We start from the raw sequence: 22,093 nt of genomic DNA, 5'->3' as shown, positions 1-22,093 counted from the left end.
GTGCTCCTCCATCGGTCCTGGCGGTAGCACCCGGGCTCGGGTTGCTGCGGCGTCGTCGAGCCAGATCTCTCGGCCGCTCTGGATGGTCCTGCGAACTGTAACGCCTCGCCGGCGGCCCCGCAGCGACTCGGGCCGGCCCGGCACCGGAGGGGTCCGGCGCAAGCCGTTGCGCACGAACGATTTCGAAGCCGGGTGCGGATATCCGGTACCTTCCCGAACCGCTTGACGGACCCCGGTTCGACTGTCACTGTCGGATCAGGTCATGAGTACCAGCGCGAAGCCCCGGCTCGCTGGTCGGCAACCCTCCTTCCGTCGTGGGGTGCTCCGGGTGATGACCCGACCCGCGGGTGTCGCGGGTAAGGACGTTGAAGGAGACGCACGTGTCCCACCAGACCTGTCGACGCTGAGCGTCCGCACTCCCCGCTGAACACCCCGGGCCACCCCGTCCGGCGGTCCCCCCTGCGCCGGTCCGCCCGACGCTCCCCCGCCGCGCCCTCGCGCGCCCCACGCCGCCCTGGAGACGACGTGATCGAGCCATGATCGAGCTGAGACAGCTCACCAAGACCTACGGGAGCACCACCGTCCTGGACCGCCTCGACCTGCTCGTCCCCGCCGGCAGCATCACCGCCGTCGTCGGGCCGAGCGGGGCCGGCAAGAGCACCCTCGCCCAGTGCGTGACCCTGCTGACCCGGCCCACGTCGGGTTCCGTGCTCGTCGGCGGCCAGGACCTCACCCACCTCGGGGAGGGACGGCTGCGCGAAGCCCGTCGCCGCATCGGCACGATCTTCCAGTCCGACGGGCTGCAGACCCGGCGCACCGCCGCCCAGAACGTCGAACTCCCGTTGCGCTACCTCGGGGTCGTCCCCCGCGAGCGGCGCGCCCGGGTCGCCGAACTGCTGGAACGGGTGGGCCTGGCCGACCTGGCCGGCCGCTACCCGCACGAACTCTCCGGCGGTCAGCGCCAGCGCGTCGGGATCGCCCGCGCCCTGGCCCTGCGCCCGAGCGTCCTGCTCTCCGACGAGGCGACCTCCGGGCTGGACCCGCGCTCGACGGCCTCGATCGTGGCCTTGCTGCGCGAACTGCGCGACGACCTGGGGCTGTCCATCCTGTTCATCACCCACGAGATGGACACGGTCGTCGAGGTCGCGGACTCCGTGGCCCGCCTCGAGCAGGGCCGCATCGTCGAGTCGGCGCCCCTGCTGGACGTCCTGCGCGACCCGGGGTCGCCGGTCGGGGCGGCGCTGCTGCCCCGGCGGGCCGTCGCCACCGATCCCCGGCTCGTCACCTGGACGGTGCACTACCGCGGTGACGACGTGCCGGCGGACTGGCTGACCAGCACGGCCCGCGAACTCGGCCACGACCTCGCCCTGCTCGGCGCCTCCGTGAGTGCCGTCACGGGACGGACCGTCGGGCACGCCACCCTCGGGGTCCCGGCCTCGCTCGACCCCGCGCTGCTGATCGCCGCCCTCGAGCGACGAGGGCTGCACGCCCGCGCCGCCGAAGTGCCCTCGACCCTGGAGCTGGTCCCGTGAGCCCCGCCGCCCTCCCGCTGGCCTCGAACCTGGACACGCCCCTGCCGGAGATACCGGCGCTGGTCCTGCCCGCCCTCGGCGACACCCTGCTGATGGTCGGCATCGTCATGGCCCTGGTCGTGCTGCTCGGGCTCCCGCTGGGGGTCCTGCTGCACAACCTCGCACCGGACGGGTTGCTGGAGAACCGCCCGGCCCACCGCGTCCTCGGCTGGGTGGTCAGCACCGGGCGCTCGTTGCCGTTCCTCGTGCTGATGGCGGCGCTCGTGCCGTTCACCCGGTTCGTCACGGGCACGAACATCGGCATCCGGGCGGCCGTCGTGCCGATGGTCCTGGCCGGCACGGCGTTCTTCGCCCGCATCGTGGAGAACTCGCTGCGCTCGGTGCCCCCGTCGGTGGTCGCCGTCGCGAAGGCCTCGGGCGCCTCTCCGCTGCAGGTCATCACGAGCGTGCAACTGTCCGAGGCGCTGCCCTCGATCATCGGCGGCCTCACCATCAACACCATCGCGATGATCGAGTACTCGGCCATCGCCGGGACGATCGGCGCCCCCGGGGTCGGCTACCTCGCCATCACCTACGGGTACCAGCGCTTCGACCACGCCGTGATGATCGCGACCATCGTCGTCCTCGTCGCCCTGGTCGCCTCCGTGCAACTCCTCGGCGACGCCCTGGCCCGCCTCGCGGACCCGCGGACCCGTCGCCGCAGCGACACCCCCACGAACTCCCCCACCGCAGACCTGGAGAACTCCCTTGTCCACTGAGACCCGCCCCGACGCCAAGCCCGCCGACGACCACGGTTTCGAGGTCCGCCGCCGACGCCTGTGGCCGTTCGTGGCCGGCGGTGCCGTCGTCCTGCTCGGAATCGCCGCCGCGGTCGTCGTGCCCCGTCTCGGCGGTGAGGACACCGCCAACACCCAGGCCGGTGCCACCCTCTACGTCGCGACCGCCGAGGGCAACGCCCGCGAAGAGGCCCTCATCGACTACATCGCGAAGGACGTCGCCCCGGCGCACGGCATCCACGTCGAGTTCAAGGCGCTGGCCGACAGCAACACCATCAACCGCGCGGTGAACGACGGCGAGGTCGCGGGCACGATCTACCAGCACAAGCTGTGGCTGGGTCAGGTCCTGCAGGCCAACCCGGGGTTCCAGGAGACCGCGGCGACGCCGGTCTTCCGGTGGGGTTTCGGCCTGTGGTCCTCGAAGTGGAAGACGCCGGCGGAGATCCCCCAGGGCGGCACGATCTCGTTGTACTCCGACCCGGCGAACGAGTCGCAGGGGTTGTTCGTCCTCGAGAAGGCGGGACTCATCACCCTCAAGCCCGGGACGGACATCGGGACGGCGACCGTCGACGACATCGCCGAGAACCCCAAGGGCCTGCAGTTCACGCTGCTGGACTTCGGCGCGCAGTCCCGCGCGCTGCCCGACCTCGACGCCGCCGTCGGCTACACCGAGTACTACCTCGCGGCCAAGATCCCGATCGAGCAGCAGATCTTCGCCCCCGCCGCCCCGGACGAGTTCGCCGGTCAGCTGACGGTGGGCACGAAGTGGATCGACACCGACAACGTCAAGGCGCTCATCGCGACGTTCCAGGACCCGAAGGTCCAGGAGTACCTCTCGAACGACGCCGACGTGAAGGGTGTCCTGCTGCCCCTCGACGCCAGCTGAGGCAGACCCGCAGCGGTGATGCACCCTTGCGACGACACGCCGACGGCCACCGCCTGGACGTCGGCGTGTCGACGCGAGGCTGCAGAACTACTGCGGGGTCGGCACCAGTCCGGCCAGCACGAGGCAGGCCACCGCCAGCACCAGCAGGATGGCGACGTCCACCGGGCGGGAGCGGACCGCGAGCGATCCGGCCACCCGCACCGGCAGGACGAGGCGCAGCACGGCGGCGACCGCGAGGTCGGCGCCGAGCAGCATCCCGCCCGACGTCGGCCCCGCGAGCAGGGTCAGCCCCAGGGCCAGCACGACCCCGCCGACGAGGGTCAGCAGGACCGCGTTGCCCGGGGTGGGAACCCGCTCGGGGGCCTGGGTCATGGGCCGACGCTACCGGGGTCGCTCAGTGGGCGAAGTGGCGCGCGCCGGTGAAGTACATGGTGATCCCGGCCTTCGTGGCGGCCTCGACGACCTCGGCGTCCCGGATCGACCCGCCGGGCTGCACGATGGCGCGCACCCCGGCGTCGAGGAGGATCTGCGCCCCGTCGGCGAAGGGGAAGAACGCGTCGGACGCGGCGACGGAACCGGTGGCCCGCTCCACGCCGGCGCGTTCCACGGCCAGCTTGCAGGAGTCGACGCGGTTGACCTGACCCATGCCGACGCCGACGGAGGCGCCGTCCTTGGCCAGCAGGATCGCGTTCGAGCGCACCGAACGCACTGCGCGCCAGGCGAACTCGAGGTCGGCCAGGACCTCGGGCGAGGCGGCCTCACCGGCGGCGAGGGTCCAGTTCGCGGGGGCGTCGCCCTCGGCGTCGACGAGGTCGAGGCTCTGCACGAGCACCCCGCCGGACACCATGCGCCACTCCTGCGGGCGGCGGCCGTAGCCCTCCGGCAGCTGCAGCAGCCGGACGTTCTTCTTGGCCTGCAGCACCTCCAGCGCCTCGGGTTCGAAGCCCGGGGCGATGACGACCTCGGTGAACACCGGCGCGACCTGCGCGGCCATGGCCGCGGTCACGACGCGGTTGGCGGCGATCACCCCGCCGTAGGCGGAGACCGGGTCGCAGGCGTGCGCTTTGGCGTGGGCGTCGGCGACGTCGGAACCGGTCGCGATGCCGCACGGGTTGGCGTGCTTGATCACGGCGACGGCGGGACCGGCGAAGTCGAACGCGGCGCGCAGGGCGGCGTCGGCGTCGACGTAGTTGTTGTAGGACATGGCCTTGCCGTGCAGCTGGACGGCCTGCGCGATGCCCGGTTCGGCGGTCGGGTCGGCGTAGACGGCGGCCTGCTGGTGCGGGTTCTCGCCGTAGCGCAGGACCGCGCTGCGTTCCAGCGCCATCCCCGTCACCGCGGGCCAGCCCTCGTCGTCGGCGGCCAGCGTCTGCTGCGCGAACCAGCCGGCCACGGCCGTGTCGTAGGCGGCGGTGTGCGCGAACGCGGCCGCGGCCAGGCGCTTGCGGTCGCTCAGGTCGAAGCCCCCGTCGCCGACGGCCTTCAGCACGTCGGCGTAGCGGGCGGGGTCGACGACGACGGCGACGCTGGGGTAGTTCTTCGCGGCCGCGCGGACCATCGACGGGCCGCCGATGTCGATCTGCTCGACGACCTCGTCGTAGCCGGCGCCCGAGGCGACGGTCGCGGCGAAGGGGTAGAGGTTCACGACGACGAGGTCGAAGGGTTCGACGTCGAGCTCGGCCAGCTGGCGCACGTGGTCGGGCAGCCGGCGGTCGGCGAGGATCCCCGCGTGCACCCGCGGGTGCAGGGTCTTGACCCGCCCGTCGAGGCACTCGGGGAACCCGGTGAGCTCCTCCACGGGGGTGACGGGCACGCCGGCGGCGGCGATGCGCGAGGCCGTCGAACCGGTGGAGACGATCGCGACACCCGCGGCGTGCAGCCCCTGGGCGAGTTCCTCCAGGCCGCTCTTGTCGTAGACGCTGACCAGCGCGCGCTTGACGGGGACCTGGCGTGCCTCGCGGGTTTCCGGTGCCATCGGCGGGATGCCGTCCTCTCAGGGGTGGGTGGTGCTGAGCGTGCGGGCCAGTCGGCCCACGACGTCGACGAGCAGCTCGCGCTCGTGGCTCTTGATGCGTTCGTGCAGGGAGTGCTCGTCGTCGCCGTCCAGGACGCGGACCGCGACCTGGTCGAGGATGGGGCCGGTGTCCACGCCGGAGTCGACGAGGTGCACGGTGCACCCGGTGACCTTCACCCCGTGCGCGAGGGCGTCCCGGACGCCGTGGGCGCCGGGGAAGGACGGCAGCAGCGCGGGGTGGGTGTTCACCATGCGCCCGCCGAACGCCTCGACCATGGGCGCTCCGAGGATGCGCATGAACCCGGCGAGCACGACGAGGTCGGGTGCGCGACGGGCGACCTCGGCGGTCAGCGCCGCGTCCCAGGCCGGGCGGTCGGCGAAGTCGGCGGGGGCGACGGTGAACGTGTCGGCACCGGCGGCGGCGGCCCGCTCCAGCGCGGGCACCCCGGGCTTGTCCGAGCCCACCGCGACGATCTCGTAGGCGGGGTCGCCGGCGTCGAGGAGCGCCTGCAGGGTCGAGCCCGATCCGGAGGCGAGGACGACCACTCGTACGGGCACGTGGCGAGACTCTAGCCGTCGCGGTCGCCGGGGAAGAAACTCGTGGCATGACCCTGCGCACGCACCCCTGGCCCGCCGGCGTCCCGGCCCGGGCGGACCTCGCGACCGACGACCCCGGGGCGGCGGCGACCTTCTACGGGGCGGTCCTCGGGTGGACCGTCGTCGGGCGCGGTCCCGACGGCTCCCTGCTGCTCGGGGTGGACGGCGCCGTCGCCGCGGAAGCCGGCCCGGCACCACCTCCGGCTGGACGCTGTCGATCGCGACCACGGACCTCGACGCGACCCTGGCCGTCGTCACGGCCGCGGGCGGGTCGGTCCTGAGCGGGCCGGGCGACGTCGACGACGCGGGGCGCTCGGCGGTGGTCGCCGATCCCACCGGGGCCGTCGTCGGGTTGTGGGAGGCCGGGACCCGCGTCGGCGCGAGCTGGGTGAACGCCCCGGGCGGCCTGACCTGGGAGGACCTGCGCTCGTCCGACCCGGTTCTCTCCCGGGAGTTCTACGCCGCCGTGTTCGGCTGGACCTTCCGGGAGCTCTTCGAGGGCTACGCCGTCGCGGCCAACGTCGACGCGCCGCACCCCATCGGCGGCGTCGGCCCGCTCTGGGGCTCGGCGCCCGGGTGGCTGGTGCACTTCGGCGTCCCCGACGTCGACGCCACCCTGCGGGCCGCGCTCGAGCGGGGCGGTGAGGTCGTGCACGCGGCCCACGACAGCGACTTCGGCCGGATGGCGCAGGTGCGCGACCCGTGGGGTGCGGGGTTCGCCGTCTTCACCCCGCTCCCCGGTGCGCCGCAGCCGAACCGCTGATCAGAGCAGCTTGCGGGGTGCCCCACCGCCGGCGTCGGGCATCGTCACGACGACCTTCGTCCCGCGCCAGGCCGTCCAGGCGCGGGACAGCAGGACGGCGATCAGGGCCCCGGCGGCGACCTCACCGCCGGCCGCGGCTCCGGTGAGCAGGGCGTCGGGTCCGAGGTCGGCCATGCGGCCGTGACCGAGCGCTCCCCCGGCGAAGAACCCCAGGCCGGCGACCAGGACCCCCGTCCCCGCACCGGTCAGCAGCGCGGCGCCGCAGCGGGTCAGGAGTCCGTGGACGGGACGCCCGCGACGGCTCTGCAGCACCCAGGCGGCGGCACCGACGAGGACCGGCACCGCGACGACGGCCCACGCCCACGCCGGGGTGACGCCGGGGGTCGGCAGGGCGCCGAGGACGGGCACGGTCGGCAGGGTGTCGAGCGTCGTCCCCCCCGGCGCGACCGACGTCCCGGTCCCGACGGCGAAGCCGACGCCGGTGGCCCAGGACAGGCCCCAGACCGCGAACGTGGGCAGCAGCAGGGCCTGCGCGAGGGTCAGGAGCAACCCGCCGAACACCCCCGGGTCCAGCGCCGCGTGCAGGGCGAGGACCTCGCTGCGACCGTGCACGAGGGCCACGGCGACGAGCAGCGCCCCGGTCCCGACGAGCCCCGCGCACGCGGCCACGGCCGGACGCAGGGCGGCCACCACGACGGCGGGGACGGCCGCGGGCAGAGCGGGTCGGTGCGCCCACAGGGCGACGAGCGCGCCGAGCGCAGCGACGAGGAACCCACCGAGCAGCGACATCGACAGCGACGCCGCCCCGACCCCGCTGCGCGAGACCAGGGCCAGCAGGACGGCGAACACGGCGTAGCCGCCGGCGAAGACCCCGAGACCCCGCCAGAACGGGACGTCACGTTCGGCCTCGAGCTGGTCGCGCAGCCACATCCGGACCGCACGCCGGGAGGAGAGGACCGCGAGCACGGTGAGTCCCAGCGGGGCGATCCCGACGCTGCCCCCGACGATCGCGACGGAACTGCCGTGCGCGAGCAGCCAGAGGTCGACCCCGACCCGGGCCACGGCGGCCAGGGAGGAGGTGGAGCGCACCGAGGCGATCCACCCCAGGACGCACAGCGCCACCATCGGCACGAGCAGGGTCAGCACCGCGCGCACGGACGCGGTGAGCAGGGGCAGCAGGTCCGCCGGGGTGGTCCGGGGGACCTTGGCGGAGCGGCGAGCGGCGGAGGTGTCGGTGGGCGTGGACATCACCACCGATGCTCCCCCGGCGGGGGGTCGAACCGCGGGACCGACACCCGCGGGGTCCGGATCGTCGGCTCCCCGCCCCCGATCGGGCGGAGCGCGGAGCCGACGGTCCGTGCGGAGGCCTCAGAGGGCCTTGAAGATCTCCCGGGCCAGGTTGGCGGTCTCGGACGGGGTCTTCCCGACCTTCACCCCGGCCGCCTCGAGGGCGTCCTGCTTGGCCTGGGCGGTACCCGCGGAGCCGGAGACGATGGCGCCCGCGTGGCCCATCGTCTTGCCCTCGGGCGCGGTGAAACCGGCGACGTAGCCGACGACCGGCTTCGTCACGTTGGCCTCGATGAACTTCGCGGCGCGTTCCTCGGCGTCGCCACCGATCTCACCGATCATCACGATGACGTCGGTGTCCGGGTCGTCCTGGAACGCCTGGAGGGCGTCGATGTGCGTGGTCCCGATGACCGGGTCGCCCCCGATGCCGACGGCGGAGGAGAAGCCGATGTCGCGCAGCTCGTACATCATCTGGTAGGTCAGCGTCCCCGACTTCGAGACCAGCCCGATGCGCCCGGGCGGGGTGATGTCGGCCGGGATGATGCCGACGTTCGACTTGCCGGGGCTGATGAGGCCGGGGCAGTTCGGCCCGATCAGCCGCGTCGTGCCCGAGGCGGCCGCGAGCGCGTAGAACTCGGCCGAGTCGTGCACCGGGACACCCTCGGTGATGACGACGACGAGCGGGGTCTCGGCCTCGATGGCCTCGACCACGGCGCCCTTGGTGAACTTCGCCGGGACGAAGATGACGGTGACGTCGGCGCCGGTGGCCTCGCGGGCCTCACCGACGGAGGAGAACACCGGGATCTGGACGGGCGAGCCGTCCGCCCCGGTGAACTCGACGGACTGACCGCCCTTGCCGGGGGTCACCCCGCCGACGATCTGCGTGCCGGAGGTCAGCATCCGCTGGGTGTGCTTGCGTCCCTCGGACCCGGTCATCCCCTGCACGAGGACCTTGGAGTCGGAGTTGATGAAGATCGACATCGTTCAGGCCCCCACGTTCGCCAGCTCGGCGGCCTTGTCGGCCGCACCGTCCATCGTGTCCACGACCGTCACGAGGGGGTGGGCCGCCTCCGCGAGGATGCGGCGCCCCTCCTCGACGTTGTTGCCGTCGAGGCGGACGACGAGGGGTTTGGTGGCCTCGTCGCCGAGGATCCCCAGCGCCGAGACGATGCCCTTGGCGACCTCGTCGCAGGCCGTGATGCCGCCGAAGACGTTGACGAACACGCTCTTGACCTGCGTGTCGTTGAGGATGACGTCGAGGCCGCTGGCCATGACCTGCGCGGAGGCACCGCCGCCGATGTCGAGGAAGTTCGCCGGCTTCACCCCGCCGTGCTCCTCCCCCGCGTAGGCGACGACGTCGAGGGTCGACATGACCAGCCCGGCGCCGTTGCCGATGATGCCGACCTCACCGTCGAGCTTGACGTAGTTGAGGTTGAGCGCCTTCGCCTTGGCCTCCAACGGGTCCGCCGCGGCGGCGTCGACCAGTTCGAGGTGGGCGGGGTGGCGGAAGTCGGCGTTCTCGTCCAGCGTCACCTTGCCGTCGAGGGCGACGATGTCGCCGGACTCGGTGCGCACCAGCGGGTTCACCTCGACGAGCGTGGCGTCCTCGGCGGTGAAGACCGCCCAGAGCTTCACGAACACGTCGGCGACCTTCGCCCGCAGCTCCTCCGGGAACCCGGCGGCCTCCGCGATCTCGGCGGCCTTCGCGGCGTCGATGCCCGTCAGCGCGTCGACGGCGACCCGGGCCAGCGCCTCGGGGCGCTCCACCGCGAGCTGCTCGATCTCCATGCCGCCCTCGACGCTGGCCATCGCCAGGTACGTGCGGTTGGACCGGTCGAGCAGCACCGAGAAGTAGAACTCCTCGGCGATCTTCGCGCCCTCGGCGATCATCACCTGGTGGACGGTGTGTCCCTTGATGTCCATCCCGAGGATCTCGCCGGCCTTCTCGGCCGTCTCCTCGGGGCTGTGGGCGAGCTTGACGCCGCCGGCCTTGCCGCGGCCGCCGACCTTCACCTGCGCCTTCACCACGACCGTGCCGCCACCCATCGCCTCGGCGGCCGCCCGGGCCTCCTCGGGGGTGGTGGCGACCTTGCCGTCCAGCACGGGTACGCCGTGCGCCGCGAAGAGGTCGCGCGCCTGGTACTCGAAGAGGTCCACCAGTGTTCTCCGTCTTCCTCGTCTTCGGTCGGAAGTTGAACTGACGTGCCGGACGGGCACCTCTCCAGGGTCACTGGTCGGGCGTCCTTCGTCGGCCGGCACCGGGCGCTCAGCACCCTAGCCCCGGGGCCGGGAACGCTCGCGACCAGGGCGGGAGACCCCCGTCACAGCGGTGATCGACCTCCGCCGGACGGGGCGCGGACGCCCCCGACGTCGTGGTGAGCCGCAGGAGGACCGCGAGCAGCGACCAGGAGCCGACCCCCGAGCAGGGTCACCACGGCGAGCGCCGACGCAGGGTCACCACGGCGAGCGCCGACGCAGGGTCGCCACGACCGTGCCGTCACGCCCGCGTCGGGTGCGGACCCCGTTCGCGGCGCTCCGACGACCGCGCCAGGATGGCGACACCATGGACACCACAGCTGCCGACCTCGAAACCGTGCTCGCCACCGCCGCCGCCGCACGACGTCCGCTGGCCCGCACCACCCCCGCCTGGCGCGCCGACGCGCTCGACGCCGTCGCCCGGGCCCTGGAGGACGCCCGCACCGAACTGGTGGCGCTCGCGGCCGCCGAGTCGCACCTGCCGGAACCCCGGCTGAACGGGGAACTGACCCGCACCGCCTTCCAGGCCCGGCTGTTCGCCTCCGGCCTGCGCGACGGCTCGCTCGTCCCCGCCACCGTCGACCACGCCGACCCGGACTGGGGCATGGGTCCCCGTCCCGACATCCGGCGGACGGTCGTGCCGATCGGTCCCGTCCTCGTCTTCGCCGCCAGCAACTTCCCGTTCGCGTTCAGCGTCTTCGGCGGCGACTCCGCCTCGGCGTTCGCGGCGGGGTGTCCCGTCGTCGTGAAGGCGCACCCCGGTCATCCCGAGCTGTCCCGCCGCACGGCGGACCTCGTCGTCGGGGCCCTGCGGGCGGCCGGTGCCCCGGACGGGTCGTTCGCCCTCGTCGAGGGCGTCGACGCCTCCGTCACGGCGTTGCGCGACCCGCGGATCAAGGCGTCGGGTTTCACCGGTTCGCTGCGCGGCGGGCGGGCGCTGTTCGACATCGCGACCTCCCGGCCCGACCCCATCCCCTTCTACGGCGAACTCGGCAGCGTCAACCCCGTCGTCGTCACCCCGTCGGCCTGGGCGCAACGGCCCGCCGACATCGCGCAGGGGTGGGCGGGTTCGCTCACCCTGGGTGCCGGGCAGTTCTGCACCAACCCCGGCGTCGTCCTGGTGCCCGACGTCGACGCCTTCACCACCGCGGTCGAACTCCCCGTCCCCGGCCCGATGCTCAACCCCGCCATCGTCGAGGGTTTCGCCCGCAGCACGGACGAACTGCGCTCCCAGCCCGGAGTCGGCACGGCCCTGCAGGGCGAGCCCAGCGCCGAGGGCGTCCGGGCCGAGGTCCTCACCACCTCGGCGGCGGAGGTCCTCGAGAACCCCCACGTCCTCGACATCGAGGCGTTCGGCCCCGCCGGCCTCGTCGTCGGGTACTCCTCGCCGGAGGAACTCCTGCAGGTCCTCGACGTCTTCCCCGGCCAGCTCACGGGGTCCGTGCACGCCGCGGACGACGACGAGCTCGCCGCCGAGGTGGCCCTGGTGCTCGCCGACCACGTCGGCCGGGTGGTCTGGAACGACTGGCCGACCGGCGTCACCGTCGCCGCCGCCCAGCAGCACGGCGGTCCCTACCCCGCCACGACCGCACCGCTGTCGACGTCGGTGGGTACGGCCGCGATCGAGCGGTGGCAACGTCCCGTGGCCTTCCAGGGGGTTCCCACCGCCGCCCTCCCCGCGCAGCTGCGCGACGGGGAACAGACCGAGGACCGGAGGAACCCGTGAGCACCCGACCCGACCAGTTCAGCACCGGAGACGACCCGATCGCCTCGGCGCTCGCAGGTTTCGCCCGCGCCCACGGCGCCACCGTGCGGGTCAGCCTCGACCCGGCCTACGTGGTCGCCGCCGACCCCGCACCGACCCGTCGGGTGGCGCTCGTCTCGGGCGGGGGTTCGGGCCACGAACCGCTGCACACGGGTTTCGTGGGCCGGGGCGGGTTGGACGCCGCGATCCCCGGTCAGGTGTTCGCCTCCCCGCACAACCAGCAGATCTTCGCCGGCGCCCGCGCGGCCGCCCTGCCGGGCGGTGTCCTGCTGGTCGTGAAGAACTACACCGGGGACGTCATCAACTTCCGCATCGCCGCGGAACGGCTGCGCGCCGAGGGGATCGACGTCGAGACGGTCCTCGTCGACGACGACCTCGCGACCGAGAGCGAGTCGACGGAGACCGGCCGGCGGGGAACCGGGGCGACGGTCCTCGTCGAGAAGGTCCTCGCCGCCGCCGCCGATTCCGGGGCGTCGCTCGCCGACCTCGCCGACCTCGGCCGCCGCGTCGTCGCGGCCTCCCGCAGCCTCGCCGTCGCCTCCCGGGCGCACACCGCTCCCGGCGGGACCGGACCCGCGTTCGACCTGCCCGCAGGGCAGCTGGAGTACGGGGTCGGGATCCACGGCGAACGGGCGGTCTCCACCATCGACCGGCCCGGCAGCGAGGAGGTCGTGGACCGGATGCTGCAGGAACTCCTCGCCGCGGTCCCCGCCACCCCCACCGGGTACGCGGTCCTGGTGAACGGTCTCGGCGCCGCGACCGGGCTGGAGGTCTACTCGGTGCTGGACCGGGTGGCGCAGGGACTGGACGCGCGGGGTCTCACGCTGGCGGCGGCGCTGGCCGGGACCTACGTGGCGGCCCTGGACATGCGGGGTTTCTCGATCACCCTGACGGCCCTGGAACCCGGGTGGGTCGAGCACCTCGCCGCCCCCACGGCCACCCCCGCGCTACCCAGCACCGAACCCGTGGGCACCGTGGTCCCGGCGGCGGCGCAGGCCGACGCCGGTGGACGGGAGGTCCGCGACGACCCGTTCCTCACCGCGCTCGGCCGTCTCGTGAGCGCGGCGAAACCCGAGCTGACGCGCCTCGACCAGGTCACCGGCGACGGCGACTTCGGCGACAACCTCGACGGCGGAACCCGCACGGCCCTCGCCTCGCGCGTGGCCGAGGACGAACCGCAACCGGGGCTGCGCGCGGTGGAGCAGGCGTTCCTCGACCACGTCGGGGGTTCCAGCGGTCCGCTCTACGGGTTGCTCTTCCAGAACCTGCGCACCGCGCTGACCGACGGTTCGGGCGTGGACGCCGTGCGCGCCGGGCTGCGTTCCGCGCTCGAGGCCGTGCAGCGCGTCGGTGGTGCCCGGCCGGGCGACCGGACGATGGCAGACACCCTGCACGCGGCCGCGAACTCCAGCGGTGACGCCGCGGACCTGCTGCGCGCCGCGGTGGACGGGGCGGCCGCGACGGCCGACCTGCTGCCCCGCCGGGGCCGCGCGAGCTACCTGGGCGAACGCGCCCTCGGAACCCCCGACCCCGGCGCCGTCGGGGTCGCGATCGTGCTCGCCGCGCTCGTCGAGGTCATCGACCCGACGGTCGACGCGGCCGGGCTCGTCAACCCCTGGACCTGAGGAGCAACCGTGCACGTCGTCGTCACCGGGGCCACCGGCCACATCGGCAGCTACCTCGTCCCGCGCCTGGTGCGGGCCGGGCACCGCGTCAGCGCGGTGACCCGCGGAACCCGTGAGCCCTACCACCCGGACCCGGCGTGGGAACAGGTCGAACGGGTCGTCCTCGACCGCGAGGCCGACACCTTCGGCGCGGACCTCGTGGACCTGCGACCCGACGCCGTCGTCGACCTGGTCTGCTTCACCCCGGACTCCGCGCGCCGCCTGGTCGAGGCGTTGCGCCCGACCGGCGCGTTCCTGGCCCACTGCGGCACGATCTGGGTCCACGGCCGGGCGGCGTTCTCGCCCTTGCGCGAGGACGACCCCCGCGAGCCGTTCGGCGAGTACGGGACGCAGAAGAACGCGATCGAGGAACTGCTGCTCGCGGAGACCCGTTCCGGCGGGCTGCGCAGCACCGTCCTGCACCCCGGGCACATCAGCGGTCCGGGCTGGCCCGTCATCACTCCCCTGGGCAACCTCGACCCCACCGTGTGGGAGCGGCTGTCGAGCGGCGGGGAACTCCTCGTCCCCGGGCTCGGGCTGGAGACCATGCACCACGTCCACGCCGACGACGTGGCCCAGGGGTTCGAGCTCGCCGTGGCGAACCCGGAGGCCGCCACCGGTGAGAGCTTCCACGTCGTCTCCGACCGGGCGCTGACCGCGCGCGGTTTCGCCGAGGCCGCCGCGGGGTGGTGGGGACGGACCGCGAACCTGCGGTTCGTGAGCTGGGAGGAGTTCCGCGTGGCCTACGGCGAGCATGCCGACGCGAGCTGGGAGCACCTGTCCCGCAGCCACTCCGCCAGCACCGAGAAGGCCCGGCGCCTCCTCGGCTACTCCCCCGGGTTCAGCTCGCTGGAGACGGCCCGCTCGGCGGTGGAGGCGATGGGTCTGCTGCCCGGCTGACCCCCGGTCTCAGCCCAGCAGCGGTCCGAGCGCCTTCGCGACCCCGTGCAGGCGCGAGGCGTAGCCGGCGACGCCGATCGTCGCGGTCGTCGGGCAGGTCGCGAGCAGGACGGCGACGAGCTCGTCGTCGGGGTTGCGCACCGCGACGGCGAGCGCCGTCAGCCCGCGGACGGGGTCGTCGTCGTACCGGCACTCGGCGCAGCCGGCGAGGACCTCGGCCACGGCCGACCCGATCGGGGCGAGACCGCCGTGGCCGACGGGCAGACCCACGTCGGGGTCGGCGTCGGCCACCCGGACGAGGCCGCCGCGGACGACCAGCAGGTGCACGGCCGCCCGGACCCCGCTGCGCAGGTGACGCAGTTCCTCGCGGACGGCGCTCACCAGACGGACCGGGGCGGCCGCGTCGACGAGCGCGCCGACCCGCGCTCCCAGGGCGAAGCCCGAGAGGTCGGGCATCCGGACGAGCAGTTCCTCGGCCACCAGGAGGTTCAGCAGCCGGTAGGCCGTCGCCCGGGGGATCCCGGTCGCCGCGGCCAGTTCCGCGGCGCTGACCCCCGGTCCGGCGTGGGCGACGGCCTCGAGCAGGTGCACGGCCGAGGTGATCGCCTTCGGCTGGCGTCCGGTGAGGTCGCTCACGACAGCACGTCCCGCCGGCTGGTCTCGTCGTAGAGGCCGATCCCGGCGACCAGCGACGGCCGCCGCACCCGCAGCACGACGGCCCGCACGACGCCGAGGGCCAGCAGCGCGGACGCGGTGAGCACCCACCCGCCCCCGGCGGACACGGCCCACGCCGTGCAGGCGCCGAGGACCGCGACCAGCGCGAGCGAGGCGACGGCGGCGACCACCACCGGCGGCGTGGTCAGTTCCCCGATGCGGTGCAGGAAGAACGGTGCCGCGAGGCAGACCAGGACGTACCCGCCGACGTAGCCGCAGGTGCCGACGACGAGCAGACCCCGGAGCGTGTCGGCCGGGGAGACCCCGAGCAGCAGGACCCCTGCGGGGACCGCGACGGCGAGGGCCGTCGCGACGACCACGGCGAGAGCAGGGGTCCCGCGCGGTCCCGTGCGGCCGAGCGCACGGGGGACGACCCCTTCGCGGCCCATCGTGAACACGAGTCGCACCAGGGCGGTGAGCGACCCGGAGGCGCACCCGACGAAGGAGGCGAGGATCCCGAGTTCGAGGACGGCGGCGAGCGTCGGGTCGGCGAGCACCGACACGGCGGCGGCCAGCGGGAGCGGTGCCCCGCCGAGCCCCGGGGTGCCCGCGAAGACGACGGCCTGCGCGGCGGCGGCGAGGACGTAGAGCAGGCCGGAGGTCAGCGCGGTCCAGCGGACCACCCGGGGCACGACGGAGAGCGGTCGACGGCTCTCGCTGGCCAGCGACCCGGCGCTCTCGAAACCGACGAAGGCCGTGACCGCCAGCAGCAGACCCTGCCCGCCGGGACCGAACGGGTGCCCCCCGCCGTCGAGGACGACGGAGGGGTGCGGGACGCCGTACCGGGAGAACGCCGCGGCGAGCGCGATCCCCAGGACCACGACGACGATCGAGATCGAGACGACCTCCAGGGCCAGTCCCAGCCGGGCCGAGACCCCCGCCCCCCGGACCGAGAAACCCGCGACGAGAACTCCGAGCAGCACGATGCCGACCACGACGGGAACCGGTCCCGGAACCCCGGGCGCCACTTTCTCCACGAGCGCGACGGCCGAGGTCGCCGCCCCCGTCAACGCCCCCGCGACGAGGAACCCGTACCCCACGACGAGGGCGCCCCCCGCGATGGTGGCCGCCGTCCCGCCGAGACCCTTGGCGGTGAAGGAGTACAGCGAACCCGGGGCGACCATCCGCCGGCTGAACTGCCCGACGGAGGAACTCACGAGGAGCACCACGACGGTGGCCGCGAGGTAGGCCAGGGCCGAGGGCGGGGCACCGGCGAGGGCGAACGCCTGCCCGGGTGAGGTGGCCATCGCGGCGGCGGGTGCGGTGGCCGCGACGGACTGCGCGAGCACCTCGAGCGGGCCGAGGCGTCGGCGGTGCAACCCGGTGACCGGGGAGGTGGGACGCAGCACCGGTACCGTCACGAGGACCTCACGAGGGCACCGTGCCCGGCCCGTGTTTCGTCGGTGTTGCGCGGGTGTTTCGCCTCGTGCGCGGCGAACGGGACGGCGGGCGAGATCCTGTCCCGATCGGTGGAACCCCTCGTCACACGCGGGCAACGTCGTGGAAACCGGGGCCCGCGAGGATCGGTGCGGGCGGTCGGCCGACCGCCCGCAGGCCCTCCTGAGGAGCGTCATGGCGTCCACGACGAACAGCACCGTTGCGCCACCGGTCGAGGAACGCCGGCTGAGCGGGAAGCTCGGCGTCGGCTCGATCGTCTTCATGGTCGTCGCGGCGGCGGCCCCGCTGACCGTCGTCGGCGGCAGCGTCCCGATCGGCATCAGCATCGGCAACGGCGCCGGGTACCCCGCGATGTACGCGATCGGCGCGGTCATCCTGTTCTTCTTCGCCGTGGGTTTCGTGGCGATGACCCGCTACGTCCCGAACGCCGGCGCGTTCTACACCTACATCGGCGCCGGCCTCGGCCGGCTGCACGGCCTCGGCGGTTCGTTCCTCGCCCTGCTGACCTACCAGACCATCCAGGCCGCGGTGTACGGCTACCTCGGCGCGGCGCTGGGCGGGGTCGTGCACGACGACCTCGGCGGGCCCGACCTCCCCTGGTGGGTGTGGGCGGGTCTCTCGATCGCCGTCGTCGGGTTGCTCGGGTTCCGCCACATCGACCTCTCCAGCAAGGTCCTCGGCATCCTGCTCGTCGCGGAGATCGGCATCGTCCTCGTGGTCGACGCGGGCGTCGTCCTCTCCGGCGGCGGGGACGAGGGTTTCTCGACCGCGTCGATCACCCCGTCCGGGATCGCGTCCGGCGCCCCCGGCATCGGCCTGATGTTCGCCCTCGCCGGGTTCATCGGGTTCGAGTGCACCGCGGTCTTCCGCGACGAGGCCCGCGACCCCGACAAGACCATCCCCCGCGCGACCTACGCCTCACTCGCCCTCATCGGGGTCTTCTACACGCTGTCCGCGTGGTCGATCGTCTCCGCCTGGGGCGACCAGGGGGCGCTGGCCGAGGCGGGCAGCGACCCCGAGGGCATGGTCGTGCAGACCGCGACCGACTACGTCGGCACGGTCGCCGGCGACGTGGTCCAGGCGCTGCTGCTGACCAGCCTCTTCGCCTGCGTGCTGTCCTTCCACAACGTCATCAACCGCTACGTGTTCTCCATGGCCAACACGGGCGTCCTGCCGCGCTCGTGGGGGCGCAGCCACCACCGCCACCACTCCCCGCACGTCGCCTCGCTGCTGCAGACGGGGGCCTCGGTCGTCCTCGTCGCGGTGTTCGTCGCGGCCGGCCTCGACCCGATCCTGCAGGTCTACACGTGGATGTCGGGCGTCGCGACGCTCGGGTTCATCCTGCTGATGCTGCTGACCTGCGTCGCCGTCCTGGTGTTCTTCGCACGCAACCGCGTCGACACCCGCGTCTGGAACACCAAGGTCGCCCCGGCCGTCGGGGTCGTGGGTCTCGGTTTCACCGCCTACCTCACGGCGACGAACTTCGGGTTGCTCGTCGGCGGGTGGACCGTCGGCGCCGTCTTCCTCGTCCTGACGATCGCCTCCTACCTCGTGGGCCCGCTCGTCGGACTGCTCAAGCCCAGCGCCGACCCGATGGCCGTCTCCGAGTTCGAAGCCGCCCTCGACGCGGGTGCCGAGGTGCCCGCGCAGATCCGTTCCACGTCCGCCACGGAGGACCACGCATGAGCCTGCTCGACACCCCCACCGACCTCTCGCTGACCTCGGGTCCGGACCACCCCCTCGACCGCCTGAGCGCGGGCGAGATCGACGCGACCCGCGAACTGCTGGCCGACACCCTGACCCCGACGACGCGGTTCGCCTACCTCGGGCTGCTGGAACCCCCGAAGGCCGAGGTCCTCGCGTTCTCCCCCGGCGACCCGATCTCACGGACCGTCCGGGCGCTGCTGCTGGACACCGCGACCGGCGTCGGGCGCGACGTGCGGGTCTCGCTGTCGCAGCACCGGGTCCTCTCCGACCACACCGTCGACGGCCCGACGCAGGGACACGTCCCGATCCTCGAGGAGGAGTTCGCGGCGATCGACCCGATCGTCGCGGCCGACGAACGCTGGGTCGCCGCCCTCGCCGCCCGTGGGCTCACCGTCTCCGACGTCGTGACCGTCCCGCTCTCGGCCGGTCACTACGACGACATCCCCGCGACCGACCCGGGCGCCTCGCGCATCATGCGGGTGTTCGCGTTCCAGCAGCCGGACGCGCAGGCGCTGCCCTGGGCGCACCCCGTCGACGGGGTCGTCGCCTACGTCGACCTCTCCGCCCAGAAGGTCCTGCACGTCCTGGACCACCAGCGGTTCACCGTCCCGCAGCAGACCGGGAACTGGAACGAGGCCCCGCACGCCCAGCCGGAACGCACCGACCTCAAACCCATCTCGATCACCCAGCCCGAGGGTCCGAGCTTCTCCGTCGACGGTGACGTCATCACCTGGCAGGGCTGGAAGGTCCGGGTCGGTTTCGACCCGCGGGAGGGTCTGACCCTGCACCAGCTCTCCGTCGCCGACGTCACCGGACCGGACCCGCAGGCCCGGCGCGACGTGGTGTACCGGGCCTCGATCGCGGAGATGGTCGTGCCCTACGCCGACCCGTCGCCGGTGCGGTTCTGGCAGAACTACTTCGACACCGGCGAGTACCTCTTCGGCCGGTTCGTGAACTCCCTCGCGCTGGGCTGCGACTGCCTCGGCGAGATCCACTACTTCGACGCCGTGATGTCCGACGAGACCGGTCACCCGAAGGACGTGCAGAACGCGATCTGCCTGCACGAGGAAGACTACGGGGTGCTCTGGAAGCACTCCGACATGTTCAACGGGATGAACGAGACGCGTCGTCAGCGACGGTTGGTGATCTCCTTCTTCACCACCATCGGGAACTACGACTACGGGTTCTACTGGTACCTCTACCTCGACGGCACCATCGAGCTCGAGGCCAAGGCCACCGGGGTCGTGTTCACCGCCGCCTACCCCGAGGAGGGGCTGGAGTTCTCCACCGAGATCGCCCCCGGTCTGGCCGCACCGTTCCACCAGCACCTCTTCTCGGCCCGGCTCGACATGATGGTCGACGGCCTCGCGAACGCCGTCGAGGAGGTCGACGCGGTGCGGGTCCCCCGCGGTGAGGGGAACCCCTACGGCAACGCGTTCGCCCGCAAGGCGACCCGGCTGACGAGCGAGGCCCACGCCCAGCGCGAGGCCAACGGCGCCGCGGGCCGGGTGTGGCACGTGCTGAACACCGAGCGGAAGAACGCGCTGGGGCAGCCCACCGGCTACGCCCTGCACCCCGAGCACCAGCCGCTGCTGCTGGCCGACGAGACGAGTTCGGTCCACGACCGGGCGACGTTCGGCACGAAGCACCTGTGGGTGACGCAGTACGACCCGGAGGAGCGCTACCCGGCGGGTGACCTGGTGAACCAGAACCCGGGCGGGGCCGGGTTGCCCGCGTTCGTCGCGGCTGACCGCGACCTCGACGGCCAGGACCTGGTCCTGTGGCACACGTTCGGGTTGACCCACTTCCCCCGCCCGGAGGACTGGCCGATCATGCCGGTCGACTACGCCGGGTTCACCCTGAAGCCGGTCGGGTTCTTCGACCGCAACCCCGCGCTGGGCGTACCGGTGGCGAAGCCCTCCCACGGGTCGGGCGGAGGGGGATGCTGCACCTCGTGAACCGTCCGCGTCCCGCGACCCCCCGGGAGGTCCACGCCTCCCGGTGGGTCGCGGTGACCGGGGTGGTCGCGGCGGTCCTGCACGTGCCGCTGGCGATCGCCCACGCAGGAGCCTCCCTCCCCCTGGCGGGGGTGCTGCTGGTGATGTCGCTGGTCTGCCTGCCGTGCGCGGGCCACCTGTGGCGCAGCCCGTCCCCCCGGACCTGGACCCTGGTCGCCGCGGCGGGCACGGTGATGCTGGTGACCCACGCGGCCCTGCTGGTGACCCCCGCCGGCGGCTCCGCGTCGGTGCTCCCCCCCAGCGGGCACGCCGGCCACACCACGACCCTGGCCGATCCCTGGCACTCGCCCGTCCTGCTCGCGCTGGTGTCGGTCCTCACGCTGGCCCAGGTCGCGACGTGCCTCCACCTCCTGGCCGGCCGGCCCCACCTCCTGCGGGGGCGTGGAACGATGCCGGGGTGACGCAGCACCACCCCCTCGACAACCCCGTCTGGTCGTCGTTGGCGACGACCCACGCCCACCTCGCCGAGGGGACGGGCGACGGCCGGCGGTTCCCGGTGGACGTGTCCCCCTTCTCCGGGGTCGCCGACCAGCGCGACCCCCGGGGCTGGCACGACCTCGCCGACGTCGCCGGCCCGGGCGTCCTGCTCCTCGTCCCCGCCCTGGCCGTGACCCCTCCGGAGGGTTTCGCGGTGACGGCCCGCCTCCCCGGCGTGCAGCTGGTGGCGACCGACGCGCTGCGCACCGAACCCTCGCCGCACGCCGTGGAACTGGACGACCAGGACGTCGACGACATGCTCGACCTGGTCTCCCGCACGCAGCCCGGCCCGTTCGGGCGGCGGACCCGGCTGCTGGGCCGCTACCTCGGGATCCGGGAGGACGGCCGGCTGCTGGCCCTGGCCGGCGAACGCCTGCACCCTACCGGGGCGACCGAGATCAGCGCCGTCTGCACCGATCCGAGCGCCCGCGGTCGCGGGCTGGCGACGTCGCTGGTCCGGGCCGTCGCCCAGGGCGTCCGCGACCGCGGCGAGCTCCCCTTCCTGCACGCCGCCGCGCACAACACCGGCGCGATCCGGCTCTACGAGAACCTGGGTTTCGCCCTGCGACGGACGCTCGACTTCGCCACCGTCCGCACCCCGGGGACGCCCGCTCCCTGAGCGAGCGGGAGGCGGCCGTGGGTGCGGGCCCGTGTCCGTCCCGGCGCGGCGGTGACCCGGACCGCACTCCTCTAGAGTCGGGTCATGGCGCGTTTCGTGGAGGTCCACCCCGAGAACCCGCAACCCCGGTCGATCGCGCAACTCGCGGCGGTGCTGCGCGAGGACGGCCTGATCGCCTACCCGACGGACTCCTGCTACGCGCTGGGTTGCCGCCTCGACAGCCACACCGGCGCCGACCGCATCCGTCGCATCCGGCAGCTGGACGACAAGCACCACTTCACGCTGATCTGCTCGGACTTCGCCCAGCTCGGGCAGTTCGTGCACCTCGACAACGCGCAGTTCCGCGCCATCAAGGCCGCGACGCCGAACCCGTACACCTTCATCCTGCCGGCGACCAAGGAGGTCCCGCGGCGGTTCGCGCACCCCAAGAAGAAGACCGTGGGCGTCCGGATCCCGGACCACCGGTTCGTGCGGGCGCTGCTCACGGAACTCGGCGAACCCCTGCTCTCCAGCACCCTGCTGCTGCCCGGCCACGAGGAACCCCCGACCGACGGCTGGACGATCAAGGAGGAACTCGACCACGTCGTCGACGCGGTGGTCGACGCCGGCGAGTGCGGGACCCTGCCGACGACGGTCGTGGACTGGTCGGAGGGGTACCCCGAGGTCGTCCGGGTCGGAGCCGGCGACCCGGACCGCTTCTCCTGACCCGGGTCCGGGCGG

At 73.4% G+C, this 22,093-nt stretch carries 20 protein-coding genes and 2 riboswitches; of the genes, 12 read left to right on the top strand and 8 right to left on the bottom strand.

Features of this window, described 5'->3' with window-relative positions; all coding sequences use genetic code 11:
• Positions 1 to 5: 5 nt before the first annotated feature.
• Positions 6 to 89: riboswitch (SAM riboswitch) on the bottom strand.
• Positions 90 to 258: 169 nt separating this feature from the next.
• A riboswitch (SAM riboswitch) is annotated at positions 259 to 369 on the top strand.
• A gap of 167 nt (positions 370 to 536) precedes the next feature.
• Genes ACFQ46_RS09545 through ACFQ46_RS09535 form a run of 3 tightly spaced genes read left to right on the top strand, consistent with a single transcriptional unit; the run spans position 537 to position 3,194 of the window.
• Positions 537 to 1,532, top strand: a complete 996-nt coding sequence (locus ACFQ46_RS09545; RefSeq protein ID WP_380259282.1) for a methionine ABC transporter ATP-binding protein — start codon at positions 537 to 539, stop codon at positions 1,530 to 1,532.
• Positions 1,529 to 2,290, top strand: a complete 762-nt coding sequence (locus ACFQ46_RS09540) for a methionine ABC transporter permease (protein ID WP_380259281.1) — start codon at positions 1,529 to 1,531, stop codon at positions 2,288 to 2,290. Before ACFQ46_RS09545 ends, ACFQ46_RS09540 begins: the two co-directional genes overlap by 4 nt.
• Positions 2,280 to 3,194 (top strand): MetQ/NlpA family ABC transporter substrate-binding protein, encoded by a 915-nt coding sequence (locus ACFQ46_RS09535; protein WP_380259280.1) that lies wholly within the window; start codon positions 2,280 to 2,282, stop codon positions 3,192 to 3,194. The genes ACFQ46_RS09540 and ACFQ46_RS09535 overlap by 11 nt, the downstream gene beginning before the upstream one ends.
• 87 nt (positions 3,195 to 3,281) lie before the next feature.
• Here ACFQ46_RS09535 and ACFQ46_RS09530 read toward each other — a convergent pair whose 3' ends face one another.
• From ACFQ46_RS09530 to purN, 3 genes are read right to left on the bottom strand one after another with little or no spacing between them, the layout of a single operon-like run.
• Positions 3,282 to 3,566, bottom strand: a complete 285-nt coding sequence (locus tag ACFQ46_RS09530) for a DUF3017 domain-containing protein (RefSeq protein WP_380259279.1) — start codon at positions 3,564 to 3,566, stop codon at positions 3,282 to 3,284.
• 22 nt (positions 3,567 to 3,588) lie between these two features.
• Positions 3,589 to 5,169 carry a bifunctional phosphoribosylaminoimidazolecarboxamide formyltransferase/IMP cyclohydrolase gene (gene purH / locus ACFQ46_RS09525; RefSeq protein WP_380259278.1) on the bottom strand — a complete coding sequence of 527 codons (1,581 nt, stop codon included), beginning with the start codon at positions 5,167 to 5,169 and terminating at the stop codon, positions 3,589 to 3,591.
• A gap of 18 nt (positions 5,170 to 5,187) precedes the next feature.
• Complete coding sequence (gene purN / locus ACFQ46_RS09520; RefSeq protein WP_380259277.1) at positions 5,188 to 5,766, bottom strand: phosphoribosylglycinamide formyltransferase; 579 nt, start codon at positions 5,764 to 5,766, stop codon at positions 5,188 to 5,190.
• A gap of 151 nt (positions 5,767 to 5,917) precedes the next feature.
• On the opposite strand from purN, the gene ACFQ46_RS09515 reads away from it, so the two are divergent.
• Positions 5,918 to 6,568, top strand: a complete 651-nt coding sequence (locus ACFQ46_RS09515) for a VOC family protein (RefSeq protein WP_380259276.1) — start codon at positions 5,918 to 5,920, stop codon at positions 6,566 to 6,568.
• Here the strand turns inward: ACFQ46_RS09515 and ACFQ46_RS09510 are convergent, their stop codons facing one another.
• The 3 genes from ACFQ46_RS09510 to sucC form a co-directional block, all read right to left on the bottom strand.
• Positions 6,569 to 7,816 (bottom strand): DUF6350 family protein, encoded by a 1,248-nt coding sequence (locus tag ACFQ46_RS09510; protein WP_380259275.1) that lies wholly within the window; start codon positions 7,814 to 7,816, stop codon positions 6,569 to 6,571.
• 120 nt (positions 7,817 to 7,936) lie between these two features.
• Positions 7,937 to 8,836 carry a succinate--CoA ligase subunit alpha gene (gene sucD, locus ACFQ46_RS09505; RefSeq protein WP_380259274.1) on the bottom strand — a complete coding sequence of 300 codons (900 nt, stop codon included), beginning with the start codon at positions 8,834 to 8,836 and terminating at the stop codon, positions 7,937 to 7,939.
• A 3-nt stretch (positions 8,837 to 8,839) separates the two neighbouring features.
• Positions 8,840 to 10,012 (bottom strand): ADP-forming succinate--CoA ligase subunit beta, encoded by a 1,173-nt coding sequence (sucC, locus tag ACFQ46_RS09500; protein WP_380259273.1) that lies wholly within the window; start codon positions 10,010 to 10,012, stop codon positions 8,840 to 8,842.
• Positions 10,013 to 10,418: 406 nt separating this feature from the next.
• On the opposite strand from sucC, the gene ACFQ46_RS09495 reads away from it, so the two are divergent.
• From ACFQ46_RS09495 to ACFQ46_RS09485, 3 genes are read left to right on the top strand one after another with little or no spacing between them, the layout of a single operon-like run.
• A complete protein-coding gene (locus ACFQ46_RS09495; RefSeq protein WP_380259272.1) occupies positions 10,419 to 11,837 on the top strand; it encodes an aldehyde dehydrogenase (NADP(+)) in 1,419 nt (472 codons plus the stop codon).
• Positions 11,834 to 13,501 carry a dihydroxyacetone kinase subunit DhaK gene (locus tag ACFQ46_RS09490; protein ID WP_380259271.1) on the top strand — a complete coding sequence of 556 codons (1,668 nt, stop codon included), beginning with the start codon at positions 11,834 to 11,836 and terminating at the stop codon, positions 13,499 to 13,501. Before ACFQ46_RS09495 ends, ACFQ46_RS09490 begins: the two co-directional genes overlap by 4 nt.
• Before the next feature lie 9 nt (positions 13,502 to 13,510).
• Positions 13,511 to 14,440 carry an NAD-dependent epimerase/dehydratase family protein gene (locus ACFQ46_RS09485; RefSeq protein WP_380259270.1) on the top strand — a complete coding sequence of 310 codons (930 nt, stop codon included), beginning with the start codon at positions 13,511 to 13,513 and terminating at the stop codon, positions 14,438 to 14,440.
• A 9-nt stretch (positions 14,441 to 14,449) separates the two neighbouring features.
• Here ACFQ46_RS09485 and ACFQ46_RS09480 read toward each other — a convergent pair whose 3' ends face one another.
• Both ACFQ46_RS09480 and ACFQ46_RS09475 read right to left on the bottom strand, forming a co-directional pair.
• Positions 14,450 to 15,076: a helix-turn-helix domain-containing protein gene (locus tag ACFQ46_RS09480; RefSeq protein WP_380259269.1), complete on the bottom strand. Its 627-nt coding sequence runs from the start codon at positions 15,074 to 15,076 to the stop codon at positions 14,450 to 14,452.
• Positions 15,073 to 16,503, bottom strand: a complete 1,431-nt coding sequence (locus tag ACFQ46_RS09475) for an APC family permease (RefSeq protein ID WP_380259268.1) — start codon at positions 16,501 to 16,503, stop codon at positions 15,073 to 15,075. The genes ACFQ46_RS09480 and ACFQ46_RS09475 overlap by 4 nt, the downstream gene beginning before the upstream one ends.
• Before the next feature lie 223 nt (positions 16,504 to 16,726).
• Between ACFQ46_RS09475 and ACFQ46_RS09470 the strand changes: the two genes are divergently transcribed.
• The 5 genes from ACFQ46_RS09470 (at position 16,727) to ACFQ46_RS09450 (ending at position 22,078) form a co-directional block, all read left to right on the top strand.
• Positions 16,727 to 18,238: an APC family permease gene (locus tag ACFQ46_RS09470; protein WP_380259267.1), complete on the top strand. Its 1,512-nt coding sequence runs from the start codon at positions 16,727 to 16,729 to the stop codon at positions 18,236 to 18,238.
• The gene (locus ACFQ46_RS09465) at positions 18,235 to 20,217 is read left to right on the top strand and encodes a primary-amine oxidase (protein WP_380259266.1); all 1,983 of its coding nucleotides are present in this window, start codon (positions 18,235 to 18,237) and stop codon (positions 20,215 to 20,217) included. The genes ACFQ46_RS09470 and ACFQ46_RS09465 overlap by 4 nt, the downstream gene beginning before the upstream one ends.
• Positions 20,214 to 20,678 carry a hypothetical protein gene (locus tag ACFQ46_RS09460; RefSeq protein WP_380259265.1) on the top strand — a complete coding sequence of 155 codons (465 nt, stop codon included), beginning with the start codon at positions 20,214 to 20,216 and terminating at the stop codon, positions 20,676 to 20,678. The genes ACFQ46_RS09465 and ACFQ46_RS09460 overlap by 4 nt, the downstream gene beginning before the upstream one ends.
• On the top strand, positions 20,675 to 21,373 hold the full coding sequence (locus ACFQ46_RS09455; RefSeq protein ID WP_380259264.1) for a GNAT family N-acetyltransferase: 699 nt from the start codon (positions 20,675 to 20,677) through the stop codon (positions 21,371 to 21,373). Before ACFQ46_RS09460 ends, ACFQ46_RS09455 begins: the two co-directional genes overlap by 4 nt.
• An 84-nt stretch (positions 21,374 to 21,457) precedes the next feature.
• On the top strand, positions 21,458 to 22,078 hold the full coding sequence (locus ACFQ46_RS09450) for an L-threonylcarbamoyladenylate synthase (RefSeq protein WP_380259263.1): 621 nt from the start codon (positions 21,458 to 21,460) through the stop codon (positions 22,076 to 22,078).
• Positions 22,079 to 22,093 lie beyond the last annotated feature (15 nt).

It is taken from the genome of Kineococcus sp. GCM10028916, assembly GCF_042674865.1.
Classification (GTDB): Bacteria; Actinomycetota; Actinomycetes; order Actinomycetales; family Kineococcaceae; genus Kineococcus.
This window is presented reverse-complemented; position numbering and strand designations above follow the sequence as displayed.

Excerpts from the sequence above, each read along its gene's own strand:
- ACFQ46_RS09545 (WP_380259282.1), top strand. The coding sequence starts at position 537 with ATGATCGAGCTGAGACAGCTCACCAAGACCTACGGGAGCACCACCGTC.
- ACFQ46_RS09530 (WP_380259279.1), bottom strand. The coding sequence starts at position 3,566 with ATGACCCAGGCCCCCGAGCGGGTTCCCACCCCGGGCAACGCGGTCCTG.
- purH (WP_380259278.1), bottom strand. The coding sequence starts at position 5,169 with ATGGCACCGGAAACCCGCGAGGCACGCCAGGTCCCCGTCAAGCGCGCG.
- ACFQ46_RS09510 (WP_380259275.1), bottom strand. The coding sequence starts at position 7,816 with ATGTCCACGCCCACCGACACCTCCGCCGCTCGCCGCTCCGCCAAGGTC.
- sucD (WP_380259274.1), bottom strand. The coding sequence starts at position 8,836 with ATGTCGATCTTCATCAACTCCGACTCCAAGGTCCTCGTGCAGGGGATG.
- ACFQ46_RS09495 (WP_380259272.1), top strand. The coding sequence starts at position 10,419 with ATGGACACCACAGCTGCCGACCTCGAAACCGTGCTCGCCACCGCCGCC.
- ACFQ46_RS09470 (WP_380259267.1), top strand. The coding sequence starts at position 16,727 with ATGGCGTCCACGACGAACAGCACCGTTGCGCCACCGGTCGAGGAACGC.
- ACFQ46_RS09465 (WP_380259266.1), top strand. The coding sequence starts at position 18,235 with ATGAGCCTGCTCGACACCCCCACCGACCTCTCGCTGACCTCGGGTCCG.
- ACFQ46_RS09450 (WP_380259263.1), top strand. The coding sequence starts at position 21,458 with ATGGCGCGTTTCGTGGAGGTCCACCCCGAGAACCCGCAACCCCGGTCG.